The sequence below is a fragment of the Pseudomonas peli genome (assembly GCF_900099645.1).
Classification (GTDB): domain Bacteria; phylum Pseudomonadota; class Gammaproteobacteria; order Pseudomonadales; family Pseudomonadaceae; genus Aquipseudomonas; species Aquipseudomonas peli.
The window spans coordinates 814444-840008 of record NZ_FMTL01000002.1; the positions used below are offsets into that span (position 1 = coordinate 814444).

The 25565-nt window shown below is 59.3% G+C and carries 23 protein-coding genes; 16 read left to right on the plus strand and 7 right to left on the minus strand.

Translation table 11 applies throughout. The features are described from left to right. Positions 1-56: 56 nt before the first annotated feature. The 7 genes from odhB (at position 57) to BLO50_RS12710 (ending at position 7883) form a co-directional block, all read left to right on the plus strand. Positions 57-1283 carry a 2-oxoglutarate dehydrogenase complex dihydrolipoyllysine-residue succinyltransferase gene (odhB, locus tag BLO50_RS12680; RefSeq protein ID WP_090253283.1) on the plus strand — a complete coding sequence of 409 codons (1227 nt, stop codon included), beginning with the start codon at positions 57-59 and terminating at the stop codon, positions 1281-1283. Between the two features lie 66 nt (positions 1284-1349). Further along, positions 1350-2786, plus strand: a complete 1437-nt coding sequence (gene lpdA / locus BLO50_RS12685) for a dihydrolipoyl dehydrogenase (RefSeq protein WP_090253286.1) — start codon at positions 1350-1352, stop codon at positions 2784-2786. A gap of 208 nt (positions 2787-2994) precedes the next feature. Then, positions 2995-4161: an ADP-forming succinate--CoA ligase subunit beta gene (gene sucC / locus BLO50_RS12690; protein ID WP_090253289.1), complete on the plus strand. Its 1167-nt coding sequence runs from the start codon at positions 2995-2997 to the stop codon at positions 4159-4161. After that, positions 4161-5048, plus strand: a complete 888-nt coding sequence (gene sucD, locus BLO50_RS12695) for a succinate--CoA ligase subunit alpha (protein ID WP_090242057.1) — start codon at positions 4161-4163, stop codon at positions 5046-5048. Before sucC ends, sucD begins: the two co-directional genes overlap by 1 nt. Before the next feature lie 297 nt (positions 5049-5345). Continuing rightward, entirely contained in the window at positions 5346-6659 is a 1314-nt protein-coding gene (brnQ, locus tag BLO50_RS12700) for a branched-chain amino acid transport system II carrier protein (RefSeq protein WP_090253292.1), read from the plus strand. Positions 6660-6759: 100 nt separating this feature from the next. Next, positions 6760-7494, plus strand: coding sequence for a DUF599 domain-containing protein (locus BLO50_RS12705; protein WP_090253295.1), 735 nt, complete (start codon positions 6760-6762; stop codon positions 7492-7494). Then, the gene (locus BLO50_RS12710) at positions 7491-7883 is read left to right on the plus strand and encodes an MAPEG family protein (RefSeq protein ID WP_090253297.1); all 393 of its coding nucleotides are present in this window, start codon (positions 7491-7493) and stop codon (positions 7881-7883) included. Before BLO50_RS12705 ends, BLO50_RS12710 begins: the two co-directional genes overlap by 4 nt. A gap of 58 nt (positions 7884-7941) precedes the next feature. Here the strand turns inward: BLO50_RS12710 and BLO50_RS12715 are convergent, their stop codons facing one another. Next, complete coding sequence (locus BLO50_RS12715; RefSeq protein WP_090253300.1) at positions 7942-8232, minus strand: hypothetical protein; 291 nt, start codon at positions 8230-8232, stop codon at positions 7942-7944. Positions 8233-8422: 190 nt separating this feature from the next. Between BLO50_RS12715 and BLO50_RS12720 the strand changes: the two genes are divergently transcribed. The 7 genes from BLO50_RS12720 to BLO50_RS12750 all read left to right on the plus strand — a co-directional run bounded on the left by BLO50_RS12720 (position 8423) and on the right by BLO50_RS12750 (position 18581). Next, positions 8423-8887 (plus strand): PaaI family thioesterase, encoded by a 465-nt coding sequence (locus BLO50_RS12720; protein ID WP_090253302.1) that lies wholly within the window; start codon positions 8423-8425, stop codon positions 8885-8887. After that, complete coding sequence (locus BLO50_RS12725) at positions 8884-9330, plus strand: PaaI family thioesterase (protein WP_090253305.1); 447 nt, start codon at positions 8884-8886, stop codon at positions 9328-9330. The genes BLO50_RS12720 and BLO50_RS12725 overlap by 4 nt, the downstream gene beginning before the upstream one ends. 54 nt (positions 9331-9384) lie before the next feature. Then, complete coding sequence (locus tag BLO50_RS12730; protein ID WP_090253307.1) at positions 9385-10638, plus strand: MFS transporter; 1254 nt, start codon at positions 9385-9387, stop codon at positions 10636-10638. A 327-nt stretch (positions 10639-10965) separates the two neighbouring features. Then, a complete protein-coding gene (htpG, locus tag BLO50_RS12735; protein ID WP_090253310.1) occupies positions 10966-12870 on the plus strand; it encodes a molecular chaperone HtpG in 1905 nt (634 codons plus the stop codon). Positions 12871-13003: 133 nt separating this feature from the next. Continuing rightward, complete coding sequence (locus tag BLO50_RS12740; protein ID WP_090253313.1) at positions 13004-16687, plus strand: PAS domain S-box protein; 3684 nt, start codon at positions 13004-13006, stop codon at positions 16685-16687. Beyond that, complete coding sequence (locus BLO50_RS12745; RefSeq protein ID WP_090253317.1) at positions 16684-17682, plus strand: response regulator; 999 nt, start codon at positions 16684-16686, stop codon at positions 17680-17682. Before BLO50_RS12740 ends, BLO50_RS12745 begins: the two co-directional genes overlap by 4 nt. Positions 17683-17795: 113 nt before the next feature. Next, on the plus strand, positions 17796-18581 hold the full coding sequence (locus BLO50_RS12750; RefSeq protein WP_090253320.1) for a dienelactone hydrolase family protein: 786 nt from the start codon (positions 17796-17798) through the stop codon (positions 18579-18581). A 40-nt stretch (positions 18582-18621) separates the two neighbouring features. Here BLO50_RS12750 and BLO50_RS12755 read toward each other — a convergent pair whose 3' ends face one another. The 6 genes from BLO50_RS12755 to BLO50_RS12780 all read right to left on the minus strand — a co-directional run bounded on the left by BLO50_RS12755 (position 18622) and on the right by BLO50_RS12780 (position 23623). Beyond that, the gene (locus BLO50_RS12755) at positions 18622-19413 is read right to left on the minus strand and encodes a DUF4394 domain-containing protein (RefSeq protein WP_090253323.1); all 792 of its coding nucleotides are present in this window, start codon (positions 19411-19413) and stop codon (positions 18622-18624) included. 154 nt (positions 19414-19567) lie between these two features. Then, positions 19568-20281, minus strand: a complete 714-nt coding sequence (locus BLO50_RS12760) for an anti-sigma factor (RefSeq protein ID WP_090253326.1) — start codon at positions 20279-20281, stop codon at positions 19568-19570. Next, entirely contained in the window at positions 20278-20826 is a 549-nt protein-coding gene (locus BLO50_RS12765; RefSeq protein ID WP_090253329.1) for a sigma-70 family RNA polymerase sigma factor, read from the minus strand. Before BLO50_RS12765 ends, BLO50_RS12760 begins: the two co-directional genes overlap by 4 nt. A 90-nt stretch (positions 20827-20916) precedes the next feature. Further along, entirely contained in the window at positions 20917-21777 is an 861-nt protein-coding gene (locus BLO50_RS12770) for a pirin family protein (RefSeq protein WP_090253331.1), read from the minus strand. Next, entirely contained in the window at positions 21774-22175 is a 402-nt protein-coding gene (locus tag BLO50_RS12775) for an OsmC family protein (protein WP_090253334.1), read from the minus strand. The genes BLO50_RS12770 and BLO50_RS12775 overlap by 4 nt, the downstream gene beginning before the upstream one ends. Before the next feature lie 56 nt (positions 22176-22231). Next, positions 22232-23623, minus strand: coding sequence for a methyl-accepting chemotaxis protein (locus BLO50_RS12780; RefSeq protein WP_090253336.1), 1392 nt, complete (start codon positions 23621-23623; stop codon positions 22232-22234). 283 nt (positions 23624-23906) lie between these two features. Here BLO50_RS12780 and BLO50_RS12785 point away from each other — a divergent pair, with 283 nt between their 5' ends. Both BLO50_RS12785 and BLO50_RS12790 read left to right on the plus strand, forming a co-directional pair. Continuing rightward, positions 23907-24878: an amidohydrolase family protein gene (locus tag BLO50_RS12785; RefSeq protein ID WP_420875467.1), complete on the plus strand. Its 972-nt coding sequence runs from the start codon at positions 23907-23909 to the stop codon at positions 24876-24878. A 62-nt stretch (positions 24879-24940) separates the two neighbouring features. Then, the gene (locus BLO50_RS12790; protein ID WP_090253341.1) at positions 24941-25405 is read left to right on the plus strand and encodes a DUF3859 domain-containing protein; all 465 of its coding nucleotides are present in this window, start codon (positions 24941-24943) and stop codon (positions 25403-25405) included. The last annotated feature ends 160 nt before the right edge of the window (positions 25406-25565 follow it).

Sequence of the window (25565 nt, forward strand, 5' to 3'; positions counted from 1 at the left end):
CAGGCGGCCAACTGGGTCGCCTGCTAGAAGAAACCGAATTTAAGGAACCACACACAATGGCTATCGAGATCAAAGCCCCTACTTTCCCGGAATCGGTTGCCGACGGCACCGTGGCCACTTGGCACAAGAAGCCGGGCGATGCGGTCAAGCGCGACGAGCTGATCGTTGACATCGAAACCGACAAGGTAGTGATTGAAGTGCTGGCCGAGGCCGATGGTGTCCTCGCGCAAATCATCAAGAATGAAGGCGACACCGTTCTGTCCAACGAACTGCTAGGTACCCTGGGCGAGGGCGGCGCGGCTGCTCCTGCACCGGCTGTTGCAGCTCAATCTGCTGCACCTGCTGCCGCTGCTCCTGCCGCTGCTGCGGGCGACGATCAGATCCTGTCCCCAGCTGCGCGCAAGATTGCTGAAGAAAACGGTATCGATCCGAACAGCATTGCCGGCACCGGTAAAGGCGGTCGTGTCACCAAGGAAGACGTGGTGGCTGCCGTTGAAGCGAAGAAGAACGCGCCTGCTGCTGCACCTGCCGCCAAGCCTGCCGCGCCAGCCGCTGCCGCCCCGGTATTCGCCACCGGCGACCGCACCGAGAAGCGTGTACCGATGACTCGCCTGCGCGCCAAGATCGCCGAGCGTCTGGTTGAGGCTCAGTCCTCCATGGCCATGCTGACCACCTTCAACGAAGTCGACATGACCGAAGTCATGGCCCTGCGTTCGAAGTACAAAGACCTATTCGAGAAGAGCCACAACGGCGTGCGCCTGGGCTTTATGTCGTTCTTCGTCAAGGCTGCCACTGAAGCGCTGAAGCGTTTCCCAGCAGTCAACGCCTCGATCGATGGGACCGACATCGTTTACCACGGCTACGCCGACATCGGCGTTGCCGTGTCCAGCGACCGTGGTCTGGTTGTTCCGGTGCTGCGTAACGCCGAGCTGATGAGCCTGGCTGAAATCGAGAACGGCATTGTCACCTTTGGCAAGAAAGCCAAAGACGGCAAGCTGTCGATCGAAGAAATGACTGGCGGCACCTTCACCATCACTAACGGCGGCACCTTCGGTTCGATGATGTCGACGCCGATCGTCAACCCGCCGCAAGCCGCGATTCTGGGTATGCACAACATTATCCAGCGTCCGATGGCCGTGAATGGCCAGGTGGTAATCCGTCCAATGATGTACCTGGCGTTGTCCTACGATCACCGCCTGATTGATGGTAAGGAAGCCGTGACCTTCCTGGTGACCATCAAGAACTTGCTGGAAGACCCGGCGCGTCTGCTGCTGGACATCTAAAAGCCAGTTTCTCCCTCGGCGGCTCTCTAACCAGGGCCGTCCGGTTTATTCGAGAAGGAATACGTTATGACCCAGAAATTCGACGTGGTAGTCATCGGTGCCGGCCCTGGTGGCTATGTAGCGGCCATCAAAGCAGCGCAGCTCGGTTTGAAGACTGCCTGCATCGAGAAGTACCAGGATAAAGAGGGCAAGGTTGCACTCGGTGGTACGTGCCTGAACGTCGGTTGCATCCCGTCCAAAGCGCTGCTGGACAGCTCCTGGAAATACTATGAGGCGAAGGATCACTTCGCAATTCACGGTATTGAAGCCAAGGGCGTGACCATCGATGTGCCTGCGATGATCGGTCGTAAGGCCAATATCGTGAAAAACCTAACTGGCGGCGTTGCCACGCTGTTCAAAGCCAATGGTGTGACCCTGCTCGAAGGTCACGGCAAGCTGCTGGCGAACAAGCAGGTTGAAGTCACTGGCTCCGACGGCAAGACGCAGATCGTCGAAGCAGAGAACGTTATTCTTGCCTCCGGCTCCAAGCCGATCGACATTCCGCCTGCCCCGGTTGACCAGGACGTGATCGTTGATTCCACTGGCGCCCTTGAATTCCAGAGCGTGCCGAAGAAGCTGGGCGTGATCGGCGCTGGCGTAATCGGTCTGGAACTGGGTTCGGTGTGGGCGCGTCTGGGCGCTGAAGTGACTGTGCTGGAAGCGCTGGACAAGTTCCTCCCGGCTGCCGATGAGCAGATCGCCAAGGAAGCGCTGAAAACCTTCACCAAGCAAGGCCTTAGCATCCGTCTGGGTGCTCGCGTTACTGGGTCGGAAGTGAAGAAGAAGCAGGTCACTGTCAACTTCACCGACGCCGAAGGCGAGCAGAAGATCGTATTCGACAAGCTGATTGTTGCAGTTGGTCGTCGTCCGGTGACCACCGACCTGTTGGCGGCCGACAGCGGCGTCGACATGGACGAGCGTGGTTTCATCTTCGTTGACGACCAGTGCGCCACCAGCGTACCGGGCGTTTACGCCATTGGTGACGTGGTGCGCGGCGCGATGCTGGCCCACAAAGCCTCGGAAGAGGGCATCATGGTTGCCGAGCGCATCGCCGGCCACAAAGCCCAGATGAACTACGACCTGATCCCGTCGGTTATCTACACCCACCCGGAAATCGCATGGGTTGGTAAAACCGAGCAGCAGCTGAAGACCGAAGGCGTTGCCGTTAACGTCGGCACCTTCCCGTTCGCTGCCAGCGGTCGCGCCATGGCGGCCAACGACACCGGCGGTATGGTTAAGGTGATCGCCGATGCCAGCACCGACCGCGTTCTGGGTGTACACGTGATTGGCCCAAGCGCTGCCGAACTGGTTCAGCAGGGTGCAATTGGTATGGAATTCGGCACCAGCGCCGAGGATCTGGGGATGATGGTGTTCTCCCACCCGACGCTGTCCGAGGCGCTGCATGAAGCTGCTCTGGCAGTGAATGGCCACGCCATCCACATCGCCAACCGCAAGAAGCGTTAAGTCGTTGTTTGTTTGAGCGGATGCCTTCACCGGCGTTGTGTACCGGTGAAGGTGCAGCTCAACAGGAAGAACCACGGCCGACTGCCCGCGTACACCTCAGGTTCTGCGCGGAACGTTAGCCGGATTGCTCCAGAAGCAGTCACAGGTGGTGCGGCATCACAAGTGCAGCACCGTATGCGCAATACCTAAACGAAGACGGTAGACAAGCATGAATCTCCACGAGTATCAGGGTAAGCAGCTGTTCGCTGAATACGGCCTGCCCGTATCCAAGGGCTTCGCGGTAGACACCCCGGAAGAAGCCGCAGCAGCCTGCGAAAAAATCGGTGGCACCGAGTGGGTCGTCAAAGCTCAAGTCCACGCTGGTGGCCGCGGTAAAGCGGGCGGCGTGAAGCTGGTTAAGAACAAAGAAGACGCCAAAGCCTTCGCCGCCAACTGGCTGGGCAAGCGTCTGGTGACTTACCAGACAGATGCCAACGGTCAGCCAGTGACCAAGATCCTGGTCGAGTCCTGCACCGACATCGCCAAGGAACTCTACCTGGGCGCAGTCGTTGACCGCTCCAGCCGTCGCATCGTGTTCATGGCTTCCACCGAAGGTGGCGTGGACATCGAGAAAGTAGCCCACGATACCCCTGAGAAGATCCTCAAGGCGACCATCGACCCGCTGGTCGGCGCTCAGCCGTTCCAGGGCCGCGAGCTGGCATTCCAGCTGGGCCTGGAAGGTGATCAGATCAAGCAGTTCACTCAGATCTTCGTTGGCCTGGCCAAGCTGTTCCAGGACTATGACCTGGCTCTGCTGGAAGTGAACCCGCTGGTGATCAAGGCTGACGGCAATCTGCATTGCCTCGACGCCAAGATCAACATCGACAGCAACGCCATGTACCGTCAGCCGAAGCTGCGCGCCATGCACGATCCGTCCCAGGACGATCCGCGTGAAGCCCACGCTGCCAAGTTCGAACTGAACTACGTAGCGCTGGAAGGCAACATCGGTTGCATGGTCAACGGTGCTGGCCTGGCCATGGGCACCATGGACATCGTCAACCTGCACGGCGGCAAGCCAGCCAACTTCCTCGACGTAGGTGGCGGCGCAACCAAAGAGCGCGTGACCGAAGCCTTCAAGATCATCCTGTCCGACAGCAACGTTGCTGCCGTACTGGTAAACATCTTCGGCGGTATCGTTCGTTGCGACATGATTGCCGAAGGCATCATCGGCGCAGTGAAAGAAGTCGGCGTGAAAATCCCGGTTGTTGTCCGTCTGGAAGGCAACAACGCTGAACTGGGCGCTAAAGTCCTGGCAGAAAGCGGCCTGAACATCATCGCGGCAACCAGCCTGACCGACGCTGCTCAGCAAGTCGTCAAAGCTGCGGAGGGCAAGTAATGAGCGTCCTGATCAATAAAGACACCAAAGTTATCTGCCAGGGCTTCACCGGCTCGCAGGGTACTTTCCACTCCGAACAAGCCATCGCCTACGGCACCAAGATGGTTGGCGGCGTGACTCCGGGCAAAGGCGGCACCACTCACCTGAATCTGCCGGTGTTCAACACCGTGCGTGAAGCAGTTGAACAAACTGGCGCCACCGCCAGCGTGATCTACGTTCCGGCTCCGTTCTGCAAGGACTCGATCCTTGAAGCGGCCATGGGCGGCATCAAGCTGATCGTCTGCATCACCGAAGGCATCGCGACCATCGACATGCTCGAAGCCAAGGTCAAGTGTGACGAGCTGGGCGTGGTCCTGATCGGCCCGAACTGCCCAGGCGTGATCACTCCGGGCGAGTGCAAAATCGGCATCATGCCCGGCCACATCCACTTGCCAGGCAAAGTCGGCATCGTGTCGCGTTCCGGCACCCTGACTTACGAAGCTGTTAAGCAGACCACTGACGCCGGTTTCGGTCAGTCCACCTGCGTCGGCATCGGTGGTGACCCGATCCCAGGTTCCAACTTCATCGACATCCTGAAGCTGTTCCAGGAAGACCCGAAGACCGAAGCGATCGTGATGATCGGTGAGATCGGCGGTTCGGCTGAAGAAGAAGCTGCTGCTTACATCAAGGCCAACGTGACCAAGCCAGTAGTGTCCTACATCGCTGGTGTAACCGCTCCTGCGGGCAAGCGTATGGGCCATGCCGGCGCAATCATCTCCGGCGGCAAGGGTACTGCAGACGAGAAGTTCGCAGCCCTGCAAGACGCTGGCGTGAAAACCGTGCGTTCCCTGGCTGACATCGGCAAGGCCCTGGCCGAGCTGACCGGTTGGGAAGTGAAAAAAGCCTAAGGCTTTTTGACCTGAGAAAAGGCCACCTTCGGGTGGCCTTTTTTATTGCGGCCAGGGACGAACTGTTGTCGATGCGACAGCTTTTTTCACCAGTCCGACAGCCTGACCTGTGCCAGTGCCGCTGGCGTGCCAATTTCGTTAGGCTTGCAACTATTAGCGCCTGCTCCGCCACAAGCGGCTCAGGGTGCTGCAGTGGCCCCGCTTAACCGGCTGGGTGACGTTTCCCCCGATCCATCGGGAAACCCTCGGAACTTTCGGTTTTCAACTTCCAACTTTCTGCCTGTGGTATTCCCTTCTATGACTCGTTTGAAAGGCTCGGATCTCCTGGCCCTCGGCTTTATGACGTTTGCGCTGTTCCTGGGCGCCGGCAACATCATCTTTCCGCCCAGCGCCGGTATGGCGGCGGGCGAGAACATCGGCCTGGCAGCGCTGGGCTTTCTGCTCACTGGCGTTGGTTTGCCGCTGTTGACCATTGTCGCCCTGGCGCGCGTCGGTGGCGGCATGGCACTGCTTACCGCGCCGTTAGGTAAGCGTGCAGGCGTAATGTTTGCGGTCGCGGTGTACCTGGCCATTGGCCCGTTATTCGCTACGCCGCGCACCGCTGTGGTGTCGTTCGAGATGGGCGTCGCCCCGTTCAGCGGCAATAGCAGTACTGCGCTATTGCTCTATACCTTGGCCTACTTTGCTGCGGTGCTGTTCCTGTCCCTCAATCCAGGGCAGCTGGTGGATCGCATCGGCAAGTACATCACCCCGGTGCTGCTGGCGGCGCTGCTGGTGTTGGGCGGCGCTGCGCTGCTGATTCCGGCGGGGGAGATCGGCCAGGTCTCGCCTGATTACCAGAGCACGCCCTTTGTGCAGGGTTTTCTGCAGGGCTACCTGACCATGGATACCCTCGGTGCGCTGGTATTCGGCATCGTGATCGCCACCGCGATTCGCGACCATGGCGTGACTGACAGCAAGCTGATTACCCGCTACTCGGTGATTGCCGGCCTGATCGCTGCAGTCGGCCTGTCGCTGGTATATCTGGCGCTGTTCTACCTCGGTGCGACTAGCCAGGGCATTGCCGGTGAAGCGCAGAATGGCGTGCAGATTCTTACCGCCTATGTGCAGCACACCTTCGGTACTGCAGGCAGCTTGCTGCTGGCCGTAGTGATTACCCTGGCCTGCCTGACCACAGCTGTGGGTTTATTGACGGCGTGTGGCGAGTTCTTCAGCGGCCTGTTGCCGGTTTCCTATCGCACGGTGGTGATCGCGTTTGGCGTGTTCAGCCTGCTGGTGGCTAATCAGGGCTTGACCCAGCTGATCAGCTTCTCGATTCCGGTATTGGTCGGCTTGTATCCACTGGCCATCGTGTTGGTGGCGCTGAGCCTGCTGGATGACCTGTGGTGTTCACCGGCGCGTGTGTTCCGTCCGGTGATGGCGGTCACCTTGGTGTTTGGCCTGGTTGACGGGATTGCCGCAGCCGGCGGCAAGGCGCTGATCCCGAACTTCTTCAGCCAACTGCCTTTGGCGGACCAGAGCCTCGGCTGGCTGTTGCCGGTGCTGCTGACCCTGGTCCTGGCTGTTGTGGTGGATCGCGCGCTAGGTGCGCCGAAGACCGCTGTAGCCTAAGTTCTGTTGGTTACAAAAGGCCGCTCACTGAGCGGCCTTTTTGTTGGCCAGCTGAAAGCTAGGCCTGTCTATAATCGGCGCAGGTTAACAAGGAGTTTGCATGCCAATCAGTGACTACTACCTACCGCACCTGCTTGCCGTTCTTTGGTTCGTCGTCTGCTGGGCCGGTTATACCCGCTATGCCCAGGCCAAGGGCCGCACCACGCCATGCCTGGCCAGCGTGCTGCACCTGTACCGCGAAGACTGGATGCGCCGCATGCTGCTACGCGACAACCGCATCGCCGATGCCAACGTGATCGGCAACCTGGAGCGTAACGCTTCGTTCTTTGCTTCCAGTACGTTGATCATTCTCGCCGGTATTCTGACCGTGCTCGGCGCCTCTGATCGCGCAGTATCGCTGCTGGCCGATCTGCCGTTTGTCCAGGCCGCTAGCCGCGAGCTGTCCGAAGTCAAACTGCTGTGTCTGGGAGTGGTGTTCGTCTACGCCTTCTTTACCTTCAGCTGGTGCATGCGCCAGTACAACTTCGCCGCCGTACTGGTGGGTTCTGCGCCGATGGTGGGGGAGCGACATGTCACTGAGCAGGAGCGCAAAGCCTTCGCCGAACGCACCGCGCGGGTGATCTCGATGGCCGCCAACCAGTTCAACCAGGGGTTGCGTGCCTATTACTTCGGTATGGCAACCCTGGCCTGGTTTATCAACCCATGGTTTTTCATGCTGGTCAGCGCAGGTGTGGTATTGGTGTTGTACCGCCGCGAGTTTCACTCCGATGTGCTGGAAGTGATGGTCTACACCCAGACCCCGGCATTCGAATCGCCCAAGGAGAAAAGCGAATGAGCATTCCATTCTGGTGCATTTTTATCAGCGCATTACTGATCTTTATTGCCAAGGCCCCGGTGGCCAAGGCCATGGCGAAGGAGGGTGACGGTCATTACGACAACCACCATCCGCGCGCCCAGCAAGCGCGTCTGACCGGTTTTGGCGCGCGTGCTTTGGCGGCGCACTTGAATAACTTCGAGGCGTTTCCGCTGTTTGCCGTCGGCGTGCTGATGGCCCATGTGACCAATAACCACGGCGTTCTGGTGGATGTCTTGGCGGTGACCTTCGTTGTGGCGCGAGTGCTTTATCTGCTTTTCTACTGGGCCGACCTGCACTGGCAGCGCAGTCTGGTCTGGGTGGTTGGGCTGCTGTGCAGCCTGCTGCTCATGCTTACCCCGGCGCTTTGATTGCGCCATAAACAAACAGGCCCGCATTAAGCGGGCCTGTTTGTTTCAGCTGGAAGGCTTATTGGCCGTCAACAGTATCTTTGACTTCATCGCCAGCATCTTCGATAGCGTCAGCTGCATCATTGGCAGCGTCTTCGATTTTCTCGCCAGTGGTTGGCTCGGTGCCCATCACTTCATCAGCTTTCTGCTCAATGGCTTCGCCGGTTTCTTCAACGGCATCACCCATGGATTCAATGGCTTCAGCAGCGGACTCCTTGGCTGACTCTACTTTGTCTTCCGGGGTTTTCTCGCAAGCTGCCAGGCCGAGCATGGCGGCGAGAAGCAGGGCATAGGTGAATGGCTTTTGCACGGTTAGTACTCCTTGTAGTGTAGAAATCAATGCCGGGTCGCCCGGGCATAGCCATTAAACAACGCAGTTTCGCCGAAGTTCCCTATTAATTTACTGGCAGTTCTCGTCAGCAGGTCGGCTCCGTGGTGCCGGGCCTGGTGTCTGCGAGTATCATGCTCACCCTTTGTACAGTTGTCCTGAGTCTGAAGTCATGAGCGATTCTCCTATTGTTGCGCGGGCGCAGCGTTTTCTATCGGTCCTGCGTCATTGCCAGGTGCTCGGCATCAGTGTGCACAGCGCTGATGCACAGGGGCTGATCCTGCGTTTGCCCTACAGCCCACAGATCGTTGGTAACCCGGAAACCGGTGTGATCCACGGTGGTGCCATCACCACGCTGATGGACACCACCTGCGGTATTTCCACTGTGTGTGTGCTGCCAGAGTTCGAAATCTGCCCAACCCTCGACCTGCGCATTGATTACATGCGCCCGGCTGAGCCGAACAAGGATGTATTTGGTTTCGCTGAATGCTACCGGGTAACCGAGAACATCATCTTCACCCGCGGCTATGCCTATCAGGACAATCCCGATGAGCCGATTGCCCATGTGGTCGGCGCCTTCATGCGCATGGGTAAACCTGCTGATCTGCAACGCACTGCCAAGGGAGCTGGCCAATGAGCACGCTGAACCTCAACCAGCTGGTGCGCGAAGCCCACGAGCAGAATAACTATGACTCGTTGATCAGTCTGATTCCCTACGCCAAATTGCTTGGCATCGAGTGTCTGCGCCTGGGTGATGACATGGTGTTTCGCCTACCGGCCAACCAGGACAATATCGGTAATCCGACCTTGCCCGCATTGCATGGCGGGGTGATCGCCGGTTTTATGGAGCATTCGGCAATGCTTCATCTGCTGATGTTTATGGGTATTCCACATTTGCCGAAAATCATCGACTTCTCGATAGATTACCTTCGTGCCGGCCATTATCGTGACACCTTCGTGCAATGCCAGGTTTGGCGCCAGGGTCGCCGGGTCGCCAACGTGGCCATCACCGCCTGGCAAACCAACCAGACCGAGCCGATTGCTACGGCGCGGGCGCACTTTAAGGTCGATGAACCTTGAGGGATGCCGGCCAGGCGGATAACCCCTCGTTTAACCATCGCTAAGGATTACTGAATGGATGCGCTGCTGATTCTGGGTGGCTTGCTGCTGATACTCGCCGGGTTGGTCTGGCTGGTCATGCGCGCCTTTGCTACCGGCCTGCTGTGGGGCTGGGCCAGTTTCCTGCCGCCGTTCACCTTGCTGTATGTGTTGCGCCATTGGCGTTCGGCGCGGCCAGCGCTGGCCTTGGCCAGTTTGGGGATTATTCCGCTGGTGGTCGGCCTGACCATGCTGGCCAGCCATGATGCGCAACGTCTGGAAGCCATCTTCAGCCTCAAGTGGCTTGAGCCTGAAGTGCAAGCACCCGCCGAATTAGCGATTGTGCTAAGTGGCCAGTTGAATGGCCGCCCCTTTTCGCCGCAACAGGCTGAGCTGATTGATGGCGTGTTGAGTTTGCGTGAGGGGCAGGATTTCTTTGCCCAAAGCGAACTGGTAATTCGTCTACCCAGCGTCGCTTCGGGCCCAGTGCGGTTCGATGTGTTGCCGGCCGATGAAGGCATACTGCCGGAAGTGGAAATCAGCTGGTTATTGCCTGAGCAGGAGTTGCCCGAAGCGCGGCGCTTGAGCCGAGGCTACACCTTGCACCTGGATTTGCAGCCGGTGCCGCCGAACAAGCTGGCCGGTGATTTCCATCTGGTACTACCGCCGCAGTTCAAAACGACCCTGAGCGGCAAGCTTGAGCTGTTCCGCAATGGCCTGCGTTATCAGGGCGATAAAGTCGATCGCCAGTTCGACTCGGTGGATACCGTCAGCCATGTGATTCAGGACTACTTGGAGCGCCGCTTTGCCACTCGCCGGGTGGAATTGCTGCCAATCGGTAACCTGAACTTTCCACTGCAGAGGGTTGATCTGAACGTCCAGGCGCGGATCAACGGTGAGCTGCAGCAGTTGCCGATCCTGCTGCAGAAGCAGGATAAGCGTGGCTGGCAAGTCGCTGCCGATAGTTTTCCGCCGTTACCTAGCGCCGTTGCACCGCCGGTTGCCGAGGCCAAACCGGTTGCAGTGGCGGCAGTCGTCCCAGAGCGCGTCAGTCGGCCTCTGGATCGGCGTGTACGTTTCAGCCTTGATGGCTTGCTGCGCAACCCCAACCGCTATGAAAACCTCAGCATGCGAGCCACCACTGAGCGCGGTAACAGTGCTGAAGGTCGCTTTCAGGGTATCGATCAGGACGGTCGGATCACTTTGCGCCAGCGCATGAGCGGGCAGGGTGAAGTCAGTTTCAGCCTGCAGCCGGAAGAGATTACCCGTATCGAGTTGCTTGAGCCCTGAGAACCTATTTACGACCTGCTGCGCGTCGGCCCTGCGGCGTTAAAAACAGCCTCAGAAGCCGCTTGCGGCTAACGCGCTTTAGCGCGACCCGAAGGGCGAGTGACGCGAGTAATGCTCATGTACAACAGTACACTCGTGTGCGAGCCCAGTCCGCTTCCTTGCCGCTTTGACCAGCCGGAGGCTGTTACTAACGTAGCGCCTTGCAGGTCTCTAGCTCGCTTGATCCTAAACAGGTTCTGCAGCAAACACTTGAAATCCCACAACATGCCCCCACCTGTATGACATCCGCCGCATTACGGCTTCGTCAACAACGTGGAGTAAGAGAGCATGAGTGTGGAAACTCAAAAAGAAACCCTGGGCTTCCAGACCGAGGTGAAGCAACTGCTTCACCTGATGATCCATTCGCTGTATTCGAACAAGGAAATCTTTCTTCGTGAGCTGATTTCCAACGCATCGGATGCCACCGACAAGCTGCGTTTCGAAGCGCTGGCCAAGCCTGAGCTGCTCGAAGGCGGCGCTGAGCTGAAAATTCGCGTCAGCTTCGACAAAGACGCCAAGACCGTCACCCTCGAAGACAACGGTATCGGCATGAGCCGTGAAGATGCGATCACCCACTTGGGTACCATCGCCAAGTCGGGCACCGCCGACTTTATGAAGAACCTCTCCGGCGACCAAAAGAAGGACTCGCACCTGATCGGTCAGTTCGGTGTGGGCTTCTACTCGGCCTTTATCGTTGCCGACAAGGTTGAAGTGTTCAGCCGTCGCGCCGGCAGCCCGGCCAGCGAAGGTGTGCATTGGTCGAGCAAGGGCGAGGGCGAGTTCGAAGTTGCCACCGTTGAAAAAGCCGAGCGCGGTACCCGCATCGTGCTGCACCTGAAAGCGGCTGAAGACGAGTTCGCCGATGGCTGGCGTCTGCGCAACATCATCAAGAAGTACTCCGACCATATCGCCTTGCCGATCGAGCTGCCGAAGGAGTTCCACGGCGAAGAGAAGGACAAGCCTGCCGAAGTTGAGTGGGAAACCGTCAACCGCGCCAGTGCCCTGTGGACCCGTCCGCGTACCGAGATCAAGGACGAGGAATACCAGGAGTTCTACAAGCACATTGGTCACGATTTCGAGAACCCGCTGAGCTGGAGCCACAACAAGGTCGAAGGCAAGCTGGAATACACCTCGCTGCTGTACACCCCGGCGCGTGCACCATTCGATCTGTATCAGCGTGAAGCACCGCGTGGTCTGAAACTCTACGTGCAGCGCGTATTCGTTATGGACCAGGCTGAGTCCTTCCTGCCGCTGTACCTGCGCTTTATCAAGGGTGTGGTCGACTCCAACGACCTGTCGCTGAACGTCTCCCGCGAGATCCTGCAGAAAGACCCGATCATCGACTCGATGAAATCGGCGCTGACCAAGCGCGTGCTGGACATGCTGGAAAAACTGGCGAAGAACGAGCCTGAGCAATACAAGAGCTTCTGGAAGAACTTCGGTCAGGTGCTCAAGGAAGGCCCGGCAGAAGACTTCGCTAACAAGGAGAAGATCGCCGGTCTGCTGCGTTTTGCCTCCACCCGCACCGAAGATGGCGAGCAGAGCGTTGGCCTGGGCGAGTACATCGCGCGCATGGCCGAAGGCCAGGACAAGGTCTACTACTTGACTGGCGAATCCTACGCTCAGGTGAAGAACAGCCCGCACCTGGAAGTGTTCCGCAAGAAAGGCATCGAAGTGCTGCTACTCACCGACCGTATCGACGAGTGGCTGATGAGCTACCTGACCGAGTTCGACGGCAAGCAGTTCGTCGACGTGGCGCGTGGTGATCTGGACCTCGGCAAGCTGGATTCGGAAGAAGACAAGAAGGCCCAGGAAGAAGTCGCCAAGGCCAAAGAAGGCCTGGTCGAGCGTCTGAAAACGGCTCTGGGTGAGCAGGTTGCCGAAGTGCGCGTATCGCATCGCCTGACCGACTCGCCCGCCATCCTGGCTATTGGCGAGCAGGACCTGGGCTTGCAGATGCGCCAGATCCTTGAAGCCAGCGGGCAGAAGGTGCCGGACTCCAAGCCGATCTTCGAATTCAACCCAAGCCACCCGCTAATCGAGAAGCTCGATGGTGAGGCCGATGAAGATCGCTTTGCCGACCTTAGCCACATCCTCTTCGACCAAGCGGCATTGGCTGCAGGCGACAACCTGAAAGATCCAGCCGCTTATGTGCAGCGGTTGAACAAGCTACTGGTTGAACTCTCCGCCTAATCCAAGCGGATATAAAAAAGCCCGCCATTGGCGGGCTTTTTTGTCGGTGCTTGATTGACAGGCTGGGCAGGCTCGTTTGTGATGCTGTCATTGCGCCAGTGGTGTGTGCGCATCCAATGCGGTCTGGGGTGATATGTCGTTTTTTGATCAGTTGTTTATCGTCAACGCCGACCCCAGTGTCCTGGTCCTCAGCAATCATGATCCGCTCTTAGTACTCATGTCGTTGTGCATTGCTGTGTTCACGTCGGGCATGGCTCTGCAACTGGCCGGCGTAGCCCGTGACAGTGATTCAGCCTGGTGGCGACAGGTCACGATCGCCACTGGTTCGCTGGCATTGGGAGCCGGTATTTGGGCAATGCATTTTATTGGCATGCTGGCGTTCCAGCTGTGTGCCGAAGTACGTTTTGACCTGGGCGTAACCCTGTTGTCGATGCTGCCAAGCCTGGGCGCATCCTGGGTTGCGCTGACCGTTCTGGCGCGGCGAAATCTGAGCGTGTTGCAGCTCTGCGTGGGTGGGTTATTAGTAGGGGCGGGCATCGGTGCGATGCATTACAGCGGCATGGCCGCGATGCAGATGGCGCCATTGCTGCGTTATGACCCCTGGATGTTTGCCCTGTCGATTCTGGTGGCGGTTGCCCTGGCGATTCTTGCCTTGTGGGTGCGTTTTGGTTTGGAGAATCGTCTGCCATCGCTCATGGCGTTGCTGTTGAGTGCCGTGGTCATGGGGCTGGCCATCAGCGGCATGCATTACACCGGTATGGCGGCTGCCCGCTTTGTTGGAGTGGCAGAGTCAGCGCAGCCGTTTGCCATGGTCGATAGCCTGTACCTGGGCAGTGCGATTTCACTGATCACGGTCGCCCTGACCGTGTTCGTGGTAGCTGCCAATGCACTGCTGCGCTATCGCTACCTGAGCCAGCAACTGCGTGCCAACGAGCATCACCTGCGGTCGATCTTCGATACCGCGCTGGACTCCATTCTTACCATTGACCACACCGGCACGATCCGTTCGGTTAACCGCGCCGCCGCTCGTCTGTTTGGCTGGTCAGTGGATGAGCTGGTCGGCATGCCGATGGCCAGACTGCTTAACCCTTCCGAGGCCCGCATTTTTGAGCAGCACATACACACGTATGTGAAAACCGGTCAGGTCAGCCTTCCGAATGCTGAGCAGCAGTTGCTGTGCGTTATTCGAAGCGGCCAGGAAAAACCGGTGCGCATCAGTATTGGGGTGACCCGTTCCGGCCAGCATCCCTTGTTCGTGGTGTTCGTCACGGACATCAGTGAGCGGATTGAAATGGAGCAGGCGTTGCGTGAGCGCGAGCAGCAGTATCGCTCGTTGATCAGCAATATCCCGGGTGTGTCATTTCGTTGCCTGCTCGATGCCGACTGGACCATGATTTTCATCAGCGATGCAGTGCAAGCTCTTACGGGCTGGAGCGCAGATGACTTCATCAGCAAGCGCAAGGCCATCGCTAGTCTGTACCACCCGGATGACCTGCAGCCGGTGGCCGAGCAGATCATGACCGCAATCGAGGAGCGGCGTAACTACACCGTTGAGTACCGTCTGTTTGATCGCAATGGTGAAGAGCACTGGATCTGGGAGAGTGGCAGCGCCGTGTTCGACGAACAGGGTATCCCGCGTTGGATTGACGGCGTATTGCTTGATCAAACTGAAACCAAGTTGCGTAACGCCGAGTACGAAGGCAAGGTCAACGCCATCAGCAAAGCCATGGCGCTGATTGAATTTGATCTGCAAGGCCATGTGCTGGCGATCAATGACAACGCCCTGGACCTGTTTGGCTACCAGCGTGAAGACGTGCTGGGCCAGCACCACAGCCTGTTCTGTGACCCTTTGTATGTCGACAGCGAGGATTACCGGCAATTCTGGGTCGACTTAGCCAAAGGTCTGTTCTCCGCCGGAGAGTACCGGCGCATTGGTAACGGCGGCCGTGAAGTCTGGATTCAGGCTACGTACAACCCCATTTTCAACACGGATGGCAAACCCTTCAAAGTGGTGAAACTGGCCACCGATTTGACGCCGCGCCGGCTCATGGAGCAGGAAACCCGCGCCGCTCGCGACCGTGCTGAAGCCGCTGCCGCTGCGCGCAGTAGCTTCCTGGCGAATATGAGCCATGAAATCCGCACGCCGATGAATGCCATTATTGGCTTCACTGAGCTGCTGATCGGCACGCCATTGGCCGACGATCAACGCCGTCATCTACAGACTGTGCAGCAGGCCTCGCGCTCGTTACTCAGCCTGCTCAATGACATCCTTGATACCGCTAAGTTGGACCGGGGTGCGATTGAACTGGAAGACCTGGATTTTTCCTTGCGCGAACTGTGCGAACAGGTGTGCGCCACGCAACGTCTGAGCGCAGAGAACAAAGGCCTTACCTTGCAGCTCGATTACCCGGCGCAGTTACTGGAGTTCTACCGGGGCGATGCTTTACGCCTGCAGCAGGTGCTGACCAACCTGCTGGGCAATGCGGTGAAGTTCACCAGTGAAGGCCGAGTGTGCCTGCACGTGCAGGGTGAACCCGGCGCGATCCGCTTGATCGTCGAAGACAGCGGCATCGGCATTGCGGCTGACCGCCTTGAGAAGATTTTCGAGCCGTTTGCCCAAGCCGATGCGTCGATGAGTCGGCGGTTCGGCGGTACAGGCTTGGGCACCACCATCTCGCGCCAGCTGGTCGAGCTGATGGGCGGCCGTTTGCGGGTGGAAAGCACACTGGGTGAGGGCAGTCGTTTTATTGTCGAGTTGCCCCTGCGTGCGGGGCAACGGCTGGCGCCACAGGTGCGTCAGTCGCTGCCACAACTGGCGGCATTGCACATTCTCGCCGCTGACGATGTGCCGCAAAACCTGGAATTGCTGCAGCTCAACTTGCAGCGGCTAGGGCATCAGGTGACCTGTGTGGCGGATGGTCAGGCCGCTGTTGAAGCGTTTACCCACGGCACCTTTGACCTGATTCTGATGGATGTGCAAATGCCGCTGGTCGATGGCCTGGAAGCATCCCGCCGTATTCGCGCGCTGGAAGCAGCCGGGCAGCGCGTGCCCCTGCCGATCATTGCCTTGACCGCCAGCGTGCTGGATCAGGATCGTCAGGCGGCGCTGGATGCCGGGATGAATGGTTTCGCCTCCAAACCACTCGACTTGCCCGGCCTGCTGGCCGAAATGGCCAGGCTGCTGGGCACTGCTCAGCAGGGCGGCGCACCACAACAGCCTGTTACGGCAAGTGGCGGCATGTTCGACTGGCAGCGCGGCGCCAGCCTGTGGGGCGGGCCGGTGCAAATGAGCCAAGCTATTCAGCGTTTCCTCAGTGAGCAGGATGCACTGGTTGAACACCTCACCTGCATGCTGGAAAAGAATGACTGGGATACGGGGCGCAGCCTGGCGCATCGTTTCCGAGGGGCAGCCGGCAATCTGGCACTGACCCACCTGGCGGGGCTTGGCCAAGCGATTGAGCTGGCGTTCAATCAGCGCGAAGGCTTGCACCTGCGCAGCTTGCTGCAGGAGCTATCCCGCGCCTTAGCGGCGGTGGCTGAGGCGCTGCCACAGGTGCCGAAGCCGCTTGAAAAGACCCAGACGGTTGGTCGTGAGCAATTGCGTGATGCACAGCTGCGTTTGCAGCAGGCGGTCAGTCGTGGCGGCCTGGATGATCAGGCGCTGAGCTGCCTAACTGAAGGGCTGCAAGGCGCGCAGCAGGAAAAGGCCCTGGACCATATCCGCCAGGCGCTGGATGATTTTGACTTTGAGCTGGCGCAGCAATCGCTGACCGAACTGCTGCATCAGCTGCACGATGAGGACAGCCAGACACCATGATCACGCCAGCCGATGCTCGTCCGCTGCTCCTGTTGGTCGACGATGAAGCCACGAACCTACAAGTGCTGCGGCACATCCTGCAGGACGATTACCGCCTGCTGTTTGCCAAAGAGGGTGCCAAGGCCCTGGAAATGGCTGAGCGTGAACGGCCGAATCTGATCCTGTTGGATGTGATGATGCCGGGCATGACGGGCTATGAGGTGTGCCAGGCACTCAAAGCACAACCTGAGCTGGAGGCCATTCCGGTGATATTTGTCACCGCGCTGGCTGATGTTGAGGATGAAGCCCGCGGTTTTGCTGTAGGTGCCGTGGACTACATCACCAAGCCCGTCAGCCCGCCGATCGTGCGCGCACGCGTGCGCACGCATTTGTCGCTGGTGCGTATGGATGAGCTGCGCCAGACCCGCTTGCAGATTGTTCAGCGCCTCGGCATGGCCGCGGAGTACAAAGACAATGAGACCGGCCTGCATGTCATCCGCATGAGCCATTTCTCTAAGGTCCTGGCCTTGGCAGCGGGCTTTAGCGAGGCGGCTGCCGAGGAGCTGCTCAATGCGGCGCCCATGCACGATATCGGCAAGATCGGCATTCCTGATGCGGTGCTGCGCAAACCCGGTAAGCTCGATGAGCAGGAGTGGGCGGTGATGCGCCAGCATGTCGAAATTGGCGCGCGGATTATTGGTGAGCATGCCTCGGGCCTGCTGCGCACCGCACAGCGCATTGCCCTGACCCACCACGAAAAATGGGACGGCAGCGGTTACCCCAATGGCCTCAGCGGCGAGGAGATTCCGCTGGAAGGGCGCATCGTGGCGATAGCCGATGTGTTCGACGCCTTGACCAGCGTGCGGCCCTACAAGGCGGCCTGGACGGTTGAGGCCGCGGTCGGTTTGCTGCGTGAAGAGAGTGGCCGGCATTTTGACCCGCAACTGGTCGAGCTGTTTATCCAGCAGCTGCCGGCGATTCTGGAAATCAAGGAACGCTGGGCAGAGCAGGGCTGAGGCGGAAACAGACTGAAACCTTTGGGCATGCTGCCGGGGATTCCGGTGCTTGGTCATCCCGTGGCAGCGGTCTATGGTGAGCGCTGCGTTTAATTCGCCTGAGGAGCCTCGCCATGTCCACCAAGTCTCTGTTGCCCCTGCTGTGCGCCGGCATGATCGGTTTTGCTGAAGCTGCAGTGGTCGTCAAGCCCGTGCCCTATGAGATCGATGGCGAAGCCTTCGAAGGGTTGTTGATCTACGACGATACGGTCACCACGCCGCGTCCAGGCCTGCTGATGGTACCTAACTGGTTAGGCGTCACCGATGACTCGGCAAAGAAGGCCGCGCGTGCTGCCAGTAACAAATACGTGGTGTTTATGGCCGATATGTACGGTAAGGCGGTGCGTCCGACCAATGCCGACGAGGCCAAGGCTGCCGCGACGCGGGTACGCGGCGACCGACCACTGATGCGCAAACGGGCGCAAGCAGCCGTGGAAGTGCTCAAGGCACAAACCGCACAGGTGGCGCTGGATGTCAGCAAACTGGGGGCGATCGGTTTCTGCTTCGGCGGCGGTACGGTGTTGGAGCTGGCGCGTTCCGGTGCTGATTTGAAAGGCTTTGTCTCGTTCCACGGCAACCTGGATACGCCCAACCCAAGTGATGCGCAGAACATCAAGGCACCGGTCCTGGTGCTGCATGGCGCAGATGACCCGGCAGTGCCGCAGGCGCAGGTCGATGGCTTTATTGCTGAAATGAAAGCGGCGAAAGCCGACTGGCAGTTAGTCAGCTACGGTGGCGCTGTGCATTCCTTTACCAACCCGGTGGCCAATGTGCCGGGGCGCAATGAGTACCACCCGGTAGTGGCCGCGCGAGCGTTCAAGGCCATGGATGATCTGTTTGCGGAAACTTTCGCCGAGTAAGGCGTGAGCGGGAAGGCCGTGTGGCCTTCCCGCATGCGGATTACATGCCTGGCAGTACAGCGATATCAATGATATTGCCCGGCAGGCCGGCGATGTCGCCCAGCGTGGTCGGCTTGCCCGTGGCCAGGTCGAGAGTGTGCAGCGTGGTGCCTGTCAGCAGGTACGCGGTGTTGCCGCCTTTGCCGTCGCTGGCGATGTCCAGCGCCGCATTCTGCAAGCCATCAACGATTTTGCCCACGGCTTGCTGGATGCCATTGTTTGGCGGGTTTTGCAGCATCAGATTGCTGCTGGCCAGATCCACGGTGTACAGCGCGGTGGCCTGAGTGCCGGCGTAGGCGTTGCTATACGCACCGGCGACTACTTTGGCGCTTTTACCGGCATAAGGGCCTTCGGCGGCGTAAGCCACCGAGCCGTCTACCACCACTTCACCGGTTTCAACGTTGACGCGAAAGCTGGTGCCGTCGGCGGCGAGCATGCGCAGTTTGTCGGCGACCGGGTTGAAGTCGATGACCGCCTGGCCGCTGCCAGGCAGTTGCTTGTTCAGGCTGGCGACCTTGCTGGCTGCGCCAGTGGCCAGGTCCAGGGTGTGGAGCTGATGGTCATTGCTCAGGGCATAGAGCATCCCATTTGCCGGGCGCACATCAATGCCGCGCAACGGGCTTGGGCTGTTGGTTGCCATCGTGGCGGTGACTTTCTGGCTGCTGCTGTCGATCTTGAACAGCTGACCGTCGGCGCCCAGGGCCAGTAGGGTCGCTGCGCTGGCAGTGCCGGCGGCGAGGCTGAGGGTGGCAGTGGTAACGGCAGCGGTCAGCAGGGTATTGAAGCTGTTCATATGCGTTCTCTCATCTGTGGTTATCCAGCATCGATGCAAGGCCGGCTTAGGCCTACCTTGCAGGTGCCTCGATGAAACACCTGATAGCTATACCCACGAGAACGCATCTGGATGTCGCGGCCTGAAAATAAATTCAGTTTTTTTGCAGATGGCTTCAGTTGATCGAAGCCATCACCGCGCGACCGATATACAGCACCTTGCCGGTAGGCCGATCCTTCGGCGAGCCGCCGGCCGGTTCCAGGGTCAGTTCGAACAGCTGGCCGGGTTGCACTGCGCCAATCTGTTCGGCAGACAGTTGCAGCGGCTTACCCGGTTCGACCAGGCCTAGGGAGCGTGGGCCAATGGCTGGGTCGATCAACGTCCAGAACTGTACCGAGCGGTCGGCTGGGATCTGATCGTTCAGCAACGGCTGCAAACGCAGGCCGCCTGTGCCGTCCACATGTACTACCCAGCCGGGTTTGGCGGCTTCACCAGGGGCTTGCAGCACCACGGTGTAGCTGTTGCCAGGCATGTCTGTGCGCCACAGGTTAGGCATCAGCGCGACGATCAAGGCAAGCGCCAGTGCAGCACTGGTGAGGCGCCAGGTGGCCAGGCTCTGCCACCACGTCAGCCAGACATTCACCCGGCCGACGGTTGGGGCCAGGCCGAGGCTGTCCTGCAGGCGTTGCCACAATTGTGTAGACGGTGTTTGCGGCGGCAGCTGATCGCTCAGTTCGAGAAAGTGCTGTTGCCACTGCAGAGCCATTTGCGCGGCTTCGCTGTCGCGCTCGATCAACTCGCGCACTTCAGCGGCTTCGGCCTCATCAAGTAAGCCCAGGACATATTCGCCGATCAAGGCGCGGCGTTCGGCAGGTTGCTGCGGAATCATGCTTGCAAACACTCCTGCAGGGCGCGCAAACCTGCGCGAATACGGCCTTTGATGGTGCCCAGCGGGGTGGTCAGGCGGTTGGCGATTTGTTCATGGGTCAGGCCGCGGTAAAAGGCCAGCAGGATCGGGTGGCGGCGATTGCGTTCGATGCCTTGCAGGCAGCGACGCAGCTGTTGGTGTTCACCTTGCTGCTCCAACAACTCTGCCGCCTGTGGGGTGTCGTCGGCCGCGCGCTCGATAAAGTCGTCATCCATCTCCACCGTACGACCACGGCTGCGCAGCTGATTCAGCGCGCGGTAGCGCAGGATGCTGTAGATCCAGGCGCGGCCGCTGCCCAGTGCCCGCTGAAAGCGCTGGGCGTTGCGCCAGACTTGCACAAAGGCATCGTGCACACAGTCTTCAGCCTGATCACGACGGCCGAGCAGGGTAATGGCCAACCCGAGCATCTGCGCGGCCTCCTGTTGGTAGAGCGCCTGGAATGCGCGTTTATCCTGCTGAGCACAGGCTTCCAGATGGCTTTCGTAATCAAACAGCGGCTGCACCATGCACAGGGTTCCTGAATGTGTGAGCGTGCCAAGGGTTATACCCGAGCACCTGCGCTTTGGATGTCTCGGGAGTGCAACAAATTTTCTCCGTCAGCGGGGCAGCTCGATGCGATCGGTTTCCCCTGGCACGGTTGGCCAGTCCTGCGCGGCCCAGCGTTGGCGCGCCTGATCGATCAGTGCCGGATCGCTGGCAACGAAGTTCCAGTTAATCCGGCGGGGGCCAATCGGCTCGCCGCCAATCAGCACCAGGTGGCTCTCGCTGCAGGCGCTGAGGGTGTAAGTCTCGCCTTCAGGCAGTACCAGCAGGCCACGCAGCGGCAGTTGCTGGTCGTCCAGTGTCGCCTCGCCGTCAATCAGGTACAGCGCGCGTTCGGTATGCTCATTGGGGATTTGCAGTGCGCTGCCTGTGGCCAGCTTGATCTCGGCATAAATAGTGGGCGACAGCACCGGTACCGTTGATTGCAGGCAGAAGCCTGCCCCGGCAATCAGGCAGATGTCCACGCCCATGCTGGTGCTGCGCGGCAGGCTGTCGGCGGGGTGATGGCTGTAGTGGGGTTCGCTTTGCTCATCGGCGGCGGGCATGGCCAGCCAGACCTGCAGGCCATGCATGTGCGAGCCGCTTTCCCACAGCGTCTGTGGGGTGCGCTCGACATGGGCGACGGCACGGCCTGCGGTCATCCAGCTGACTTCGCCGGGGCTGACCAGTTGATTCGAGCCGAGGCTGTCCTTGTGCTGCAATTGCCCCTTGAACAGGTAGGTGAGGGTGGACAGGCCGATATGCGGGTGCTGGTTGATATTCATACCGCTGCCAGCCGGGTAGGTGTTTTCCAGAATATGGTCGAAGAACACGAACGGCCCGACGCTGCGGCACTTGGCTGACGGTAGGGGGCGCAGGATAGGTTGCCCACCGAGGTTTTCCGGGCGCGGCTGGATCAGCAGAAGGTCGCTCATTCCATGCCCTCGTTTAGCTGAGTGCTGACCTGAACCTCGCTGCTGGTCATCAGCTTGTGAATCGGGCATTTATCGGCGACGCGCAGCAGCTGCTGGCGTTGCGCATCATCCAGTGCACCATGCAGGGTCAGCTCTACGTTCAGGTGGTAGATGCCTTGGCGTTCCTGGCTGTCGTCACGGTTGAGCTTCACGTCGAGCCCTTCCAGCGGTAACCCTCGTTGCTTGGCATACAGCGCCAGGGTCAGCGCCTTACACGCGCCCAGCGCAGCGTCGAACAGGTCATGGGGCTCAGGCGCTGAGCCTTCGCCGCCCAGTTCCACCGACACGTCGCTGTGCAGGGTGTGCGGGCCGATGCTGATGCGCTGCAACAGGCCTTTCTCGTTACTGATGCTGATCATGTGAACTCCAACGCCATGGGCTGAGTGAGTGATCAGCCTAGCCCATGGTGTCAGCCTCAGACCAGTGCAGACAGCCGCACATCGGCCCCTAGTACGCGCAGCAATTGGCCACGGGTATCGAGGATCGGTACCGAAACGGTGAAACAGAAGTCGTCGGTTGCCGATGAGCGATAGACCTGGGTGATATGACTGCACAGGCTATCGGCAACGGCGCGAAACCACGGACGTTGCTGCCAATTGCGGCCTATACAGCTGCTTTCGCTGTGGTTCACATCGGCGGCAAAGATGTTTTCGGAGAGCTGCACGCCGCGGTTGTCGACCAGGTAGAACAGCTCAAACCGCGCATCACGCTTGAGGGTGTCGCTGAGCAAGCGTTCGGCGGTGGCCATATCCGCGCTCATGCCGGGTTGGCTAGCCAGCTGCTCGACACTGGCCTGCACGGCGTGGTGAATCTCCAGACGGAAATCACCCAGCCCCGCCAGCAGGCGGTCGCCATCTTCGCGCACCGCCTGGCTGTGGTGCAGCACCTGGCTGGCCTTGCCGAGCAATTCGCCGGCGACCCGGGCGATGTTCTGCACGTCACCGTTGATTGAACGCACGGCTTGGCCGATCTGCTCGGTGCCTGCGGCGATCTGGCCCACGCGACTGTCCAGGCGATCCATAGCCTGGCGGGTACTGTCCAGACCACCGCCCACGGCGAGCATGCCATCGCGGCCATCGGCTACGGCCTGGTGCATGTGGCTGCCTGCTTCGGTCAGTTGCTGCATGCCGCTGCGAAAACGCTCGATGATGTCACTGACCTGCGTGGTGGCGTCGGTGGTATGCCCGGCCAGGCGCCGCACTTCCTCGGCCACCACGGCAAAGCCACGACCATGCTCGCCTGCGCGGGCAGCTTCGATGGCTGCATTCAGCGCGAGCAGGTTGGTCTGCTGGGAAATGCTGGCGATCACCCCGATCACTTTGCTGACCTCTTCAAGCTGGCTAGTCAGTTGTTGAATCACCAGCTCCAGTTGCTGTTCGCTCTTGCCGATCACCTCTACCTGTTGCAGTACCGCCTGGCCGCTCTGTTGGCAACCATGCAGGGTGGCGGTGACTTCAGCGGACAGCTGCGCGACTTCGGCGGCGCCGGGTACCAACTCGGCGTCGAGGGTAGTGGTGACCTGTTCACTGGCGCTGGCGATCAGCTCCGAGGACTGCGCCAACGTTTGCCCACTCTGCTGGTTGGCGGCGGCGATACGTGCCAGTTGTGGAGCATGCGAAGCAATGCCGACTGCTGCGCCCAGGCTGGTGCGGATGCGTTGGTGCAGACCTGCGCTGAAGTCATTCAGGCGCGACATCCAGCGATAGTTATCGCTCAGGCGGGCGGTGAGGTCTTGCTGATTGAACAGCGCATCGAGCGCAATGTCGTCCGTGTTCTTGCGTGGGGTCGAGCGCAATAGCTGAAGCATGGCGAATTCCTTCTAGGGGCTGGCGGTTCTACTGCAAGCCAAGTGCCATCACTGACGTGCCGCGTCATGCTGCTGACGCTGGAAAACAGTCGCTGTGGCCGCCCTGTTCTGGTGCTGCAGGTTGTGGTTTGGGCCTCTGTGGTGCTGTTTGCTCGCTACTCGCCGCTCTGTGCCTGAACTTGCGTCTGACGCCTGGGGTCTATGCTGCTCTGACTGTCTGGAGGATATGCCCTTGCCTGTATCGCGTTTGAGTGTTGCCCTGTTGCTCGGCCTGCTGAGTGCAATGGCCCAGGCCCGCGACTATCGCTACAGCGATGCCCATTTGCATTACGTGGATTTCTTTCAAGAAAGCGCGGGCATGACTGAGTTGTTCGAGCAGATGGCGGCCGGCAATATCGAGCATGTGATGCTCTCAGGCATTCCGGTGGCGAAGAAATGGCATGAGGATGAGCCCAAGCGTCCTCGTTATTACGCGGGTGATGATGCCAATGCCTATTGGTACAGTGCCACCGATGTGTTGGTGGCACATGCCTACAAACAGGTGCCCGCTGAACAGCGCAAACGTCTACACCCGTTTCTCTCGGGCTTTAATCCGAACGACAAGAATGCCGATGCACATATCCGCCGAATGCTCGAACTCGACCCAGGGCTGTGGCAGGGCATTGGGGAGGTTTTCACTCGACATGACGACCTCACCGCGCTGATCCATGGTGATGCGCCACGGGCCAACAACGAAGCCCTGGCGCGGGTCTTTCACCTGGCTGCCGAGTACGACCTGCCAGTGATGCTGCATTCCAATATCACCTCCAAGCGCGAACGCAATCCGCTGTACCTGCAGGAAATCGAGGACCCACTGCGTAACCATCCACATGTGCGGTTTATCTGGGCGCATGCCGGTACCAGCATGGAAATTCACCGGCATCAGGAAAAGCTGGAGTTCCTCCTGCCCACCCTGGAGCGGATGCTTAAACAGTACCCCAATCTGTATATCGATCTGTCCTGGACCATGCTTCGCCCCTACCTGCTTGATGCCGAGGGGCAACCTGATCCGGCCTGGGTAAAGTTGGTCAGCAGCTATCCCGCGCGCTTTATGCTGGGCTCCGATGTGGTAGGGCGTTTCTCAAGTTTGCCGGACTACATGACAGGCTTTAAGCCGTTTCTCGATGCCTTGCCGGAGAAGGTTGCCCATCAGGTGGCGCTCGACAATTTCCTCGCGGTATTGCCACGTAAGGTGCAAGCCGAGATGACTGAGTAGAGCTGTCATAGCCCTGTCACACGGGTGTCATAGGCTCGCGCCATCTAAATAAGGAGCGCGACATGCAATACACCCGTTTCAGTGGCTTGGCCGCACTTGTGTTGATCAGCAGCCTGGCGCACGCCGAAGTGCGTGTTGAAGGTCCGATCGAATACGGCGTTTTCGCCAGTGACTATCAGGACTTTCAGGAAGGTGAGCGGGTGTTGACCCGCAGTAACCAGCAGATTGAGCAAGGCGACGTGATCCCCGCCAAGCTCGGTACCAAGTTCGGTATGCGTTACACCCTGGTGGGCAAGGTGGCCGATGATGCGCCGCTGACCTTGCTCTACCTTACTCCTGGAGTGGTGACCCCGACCGGTACCCGGCACGACAAGTTTGTCGTGATGCAGAAGCAGGCACCCGGTGCCGTGCAGGACGTGATGGCCTTCGAGTTCACCGAAGCGCATGAAGTGGTCCCGGGTGAGTGGCACTTTATGGTGTTTCAGGACGACCGCAAATTGCTGGAGCAGCGCTTTATCGTGCGTTGAAGTTAGCTGAAGTCGTAATGCTAAACCCGAGCCTTGGCTCGGGTTTTTTATGTGCGAGGGGTCAAGAATCTAGTGCTAGAGTCGATACGGAATCTGTAGATATTGGCTGAAGGTCTTAAGGTCCCCATAAGGACAATGGCCATATGCTATCGAGCAAGCT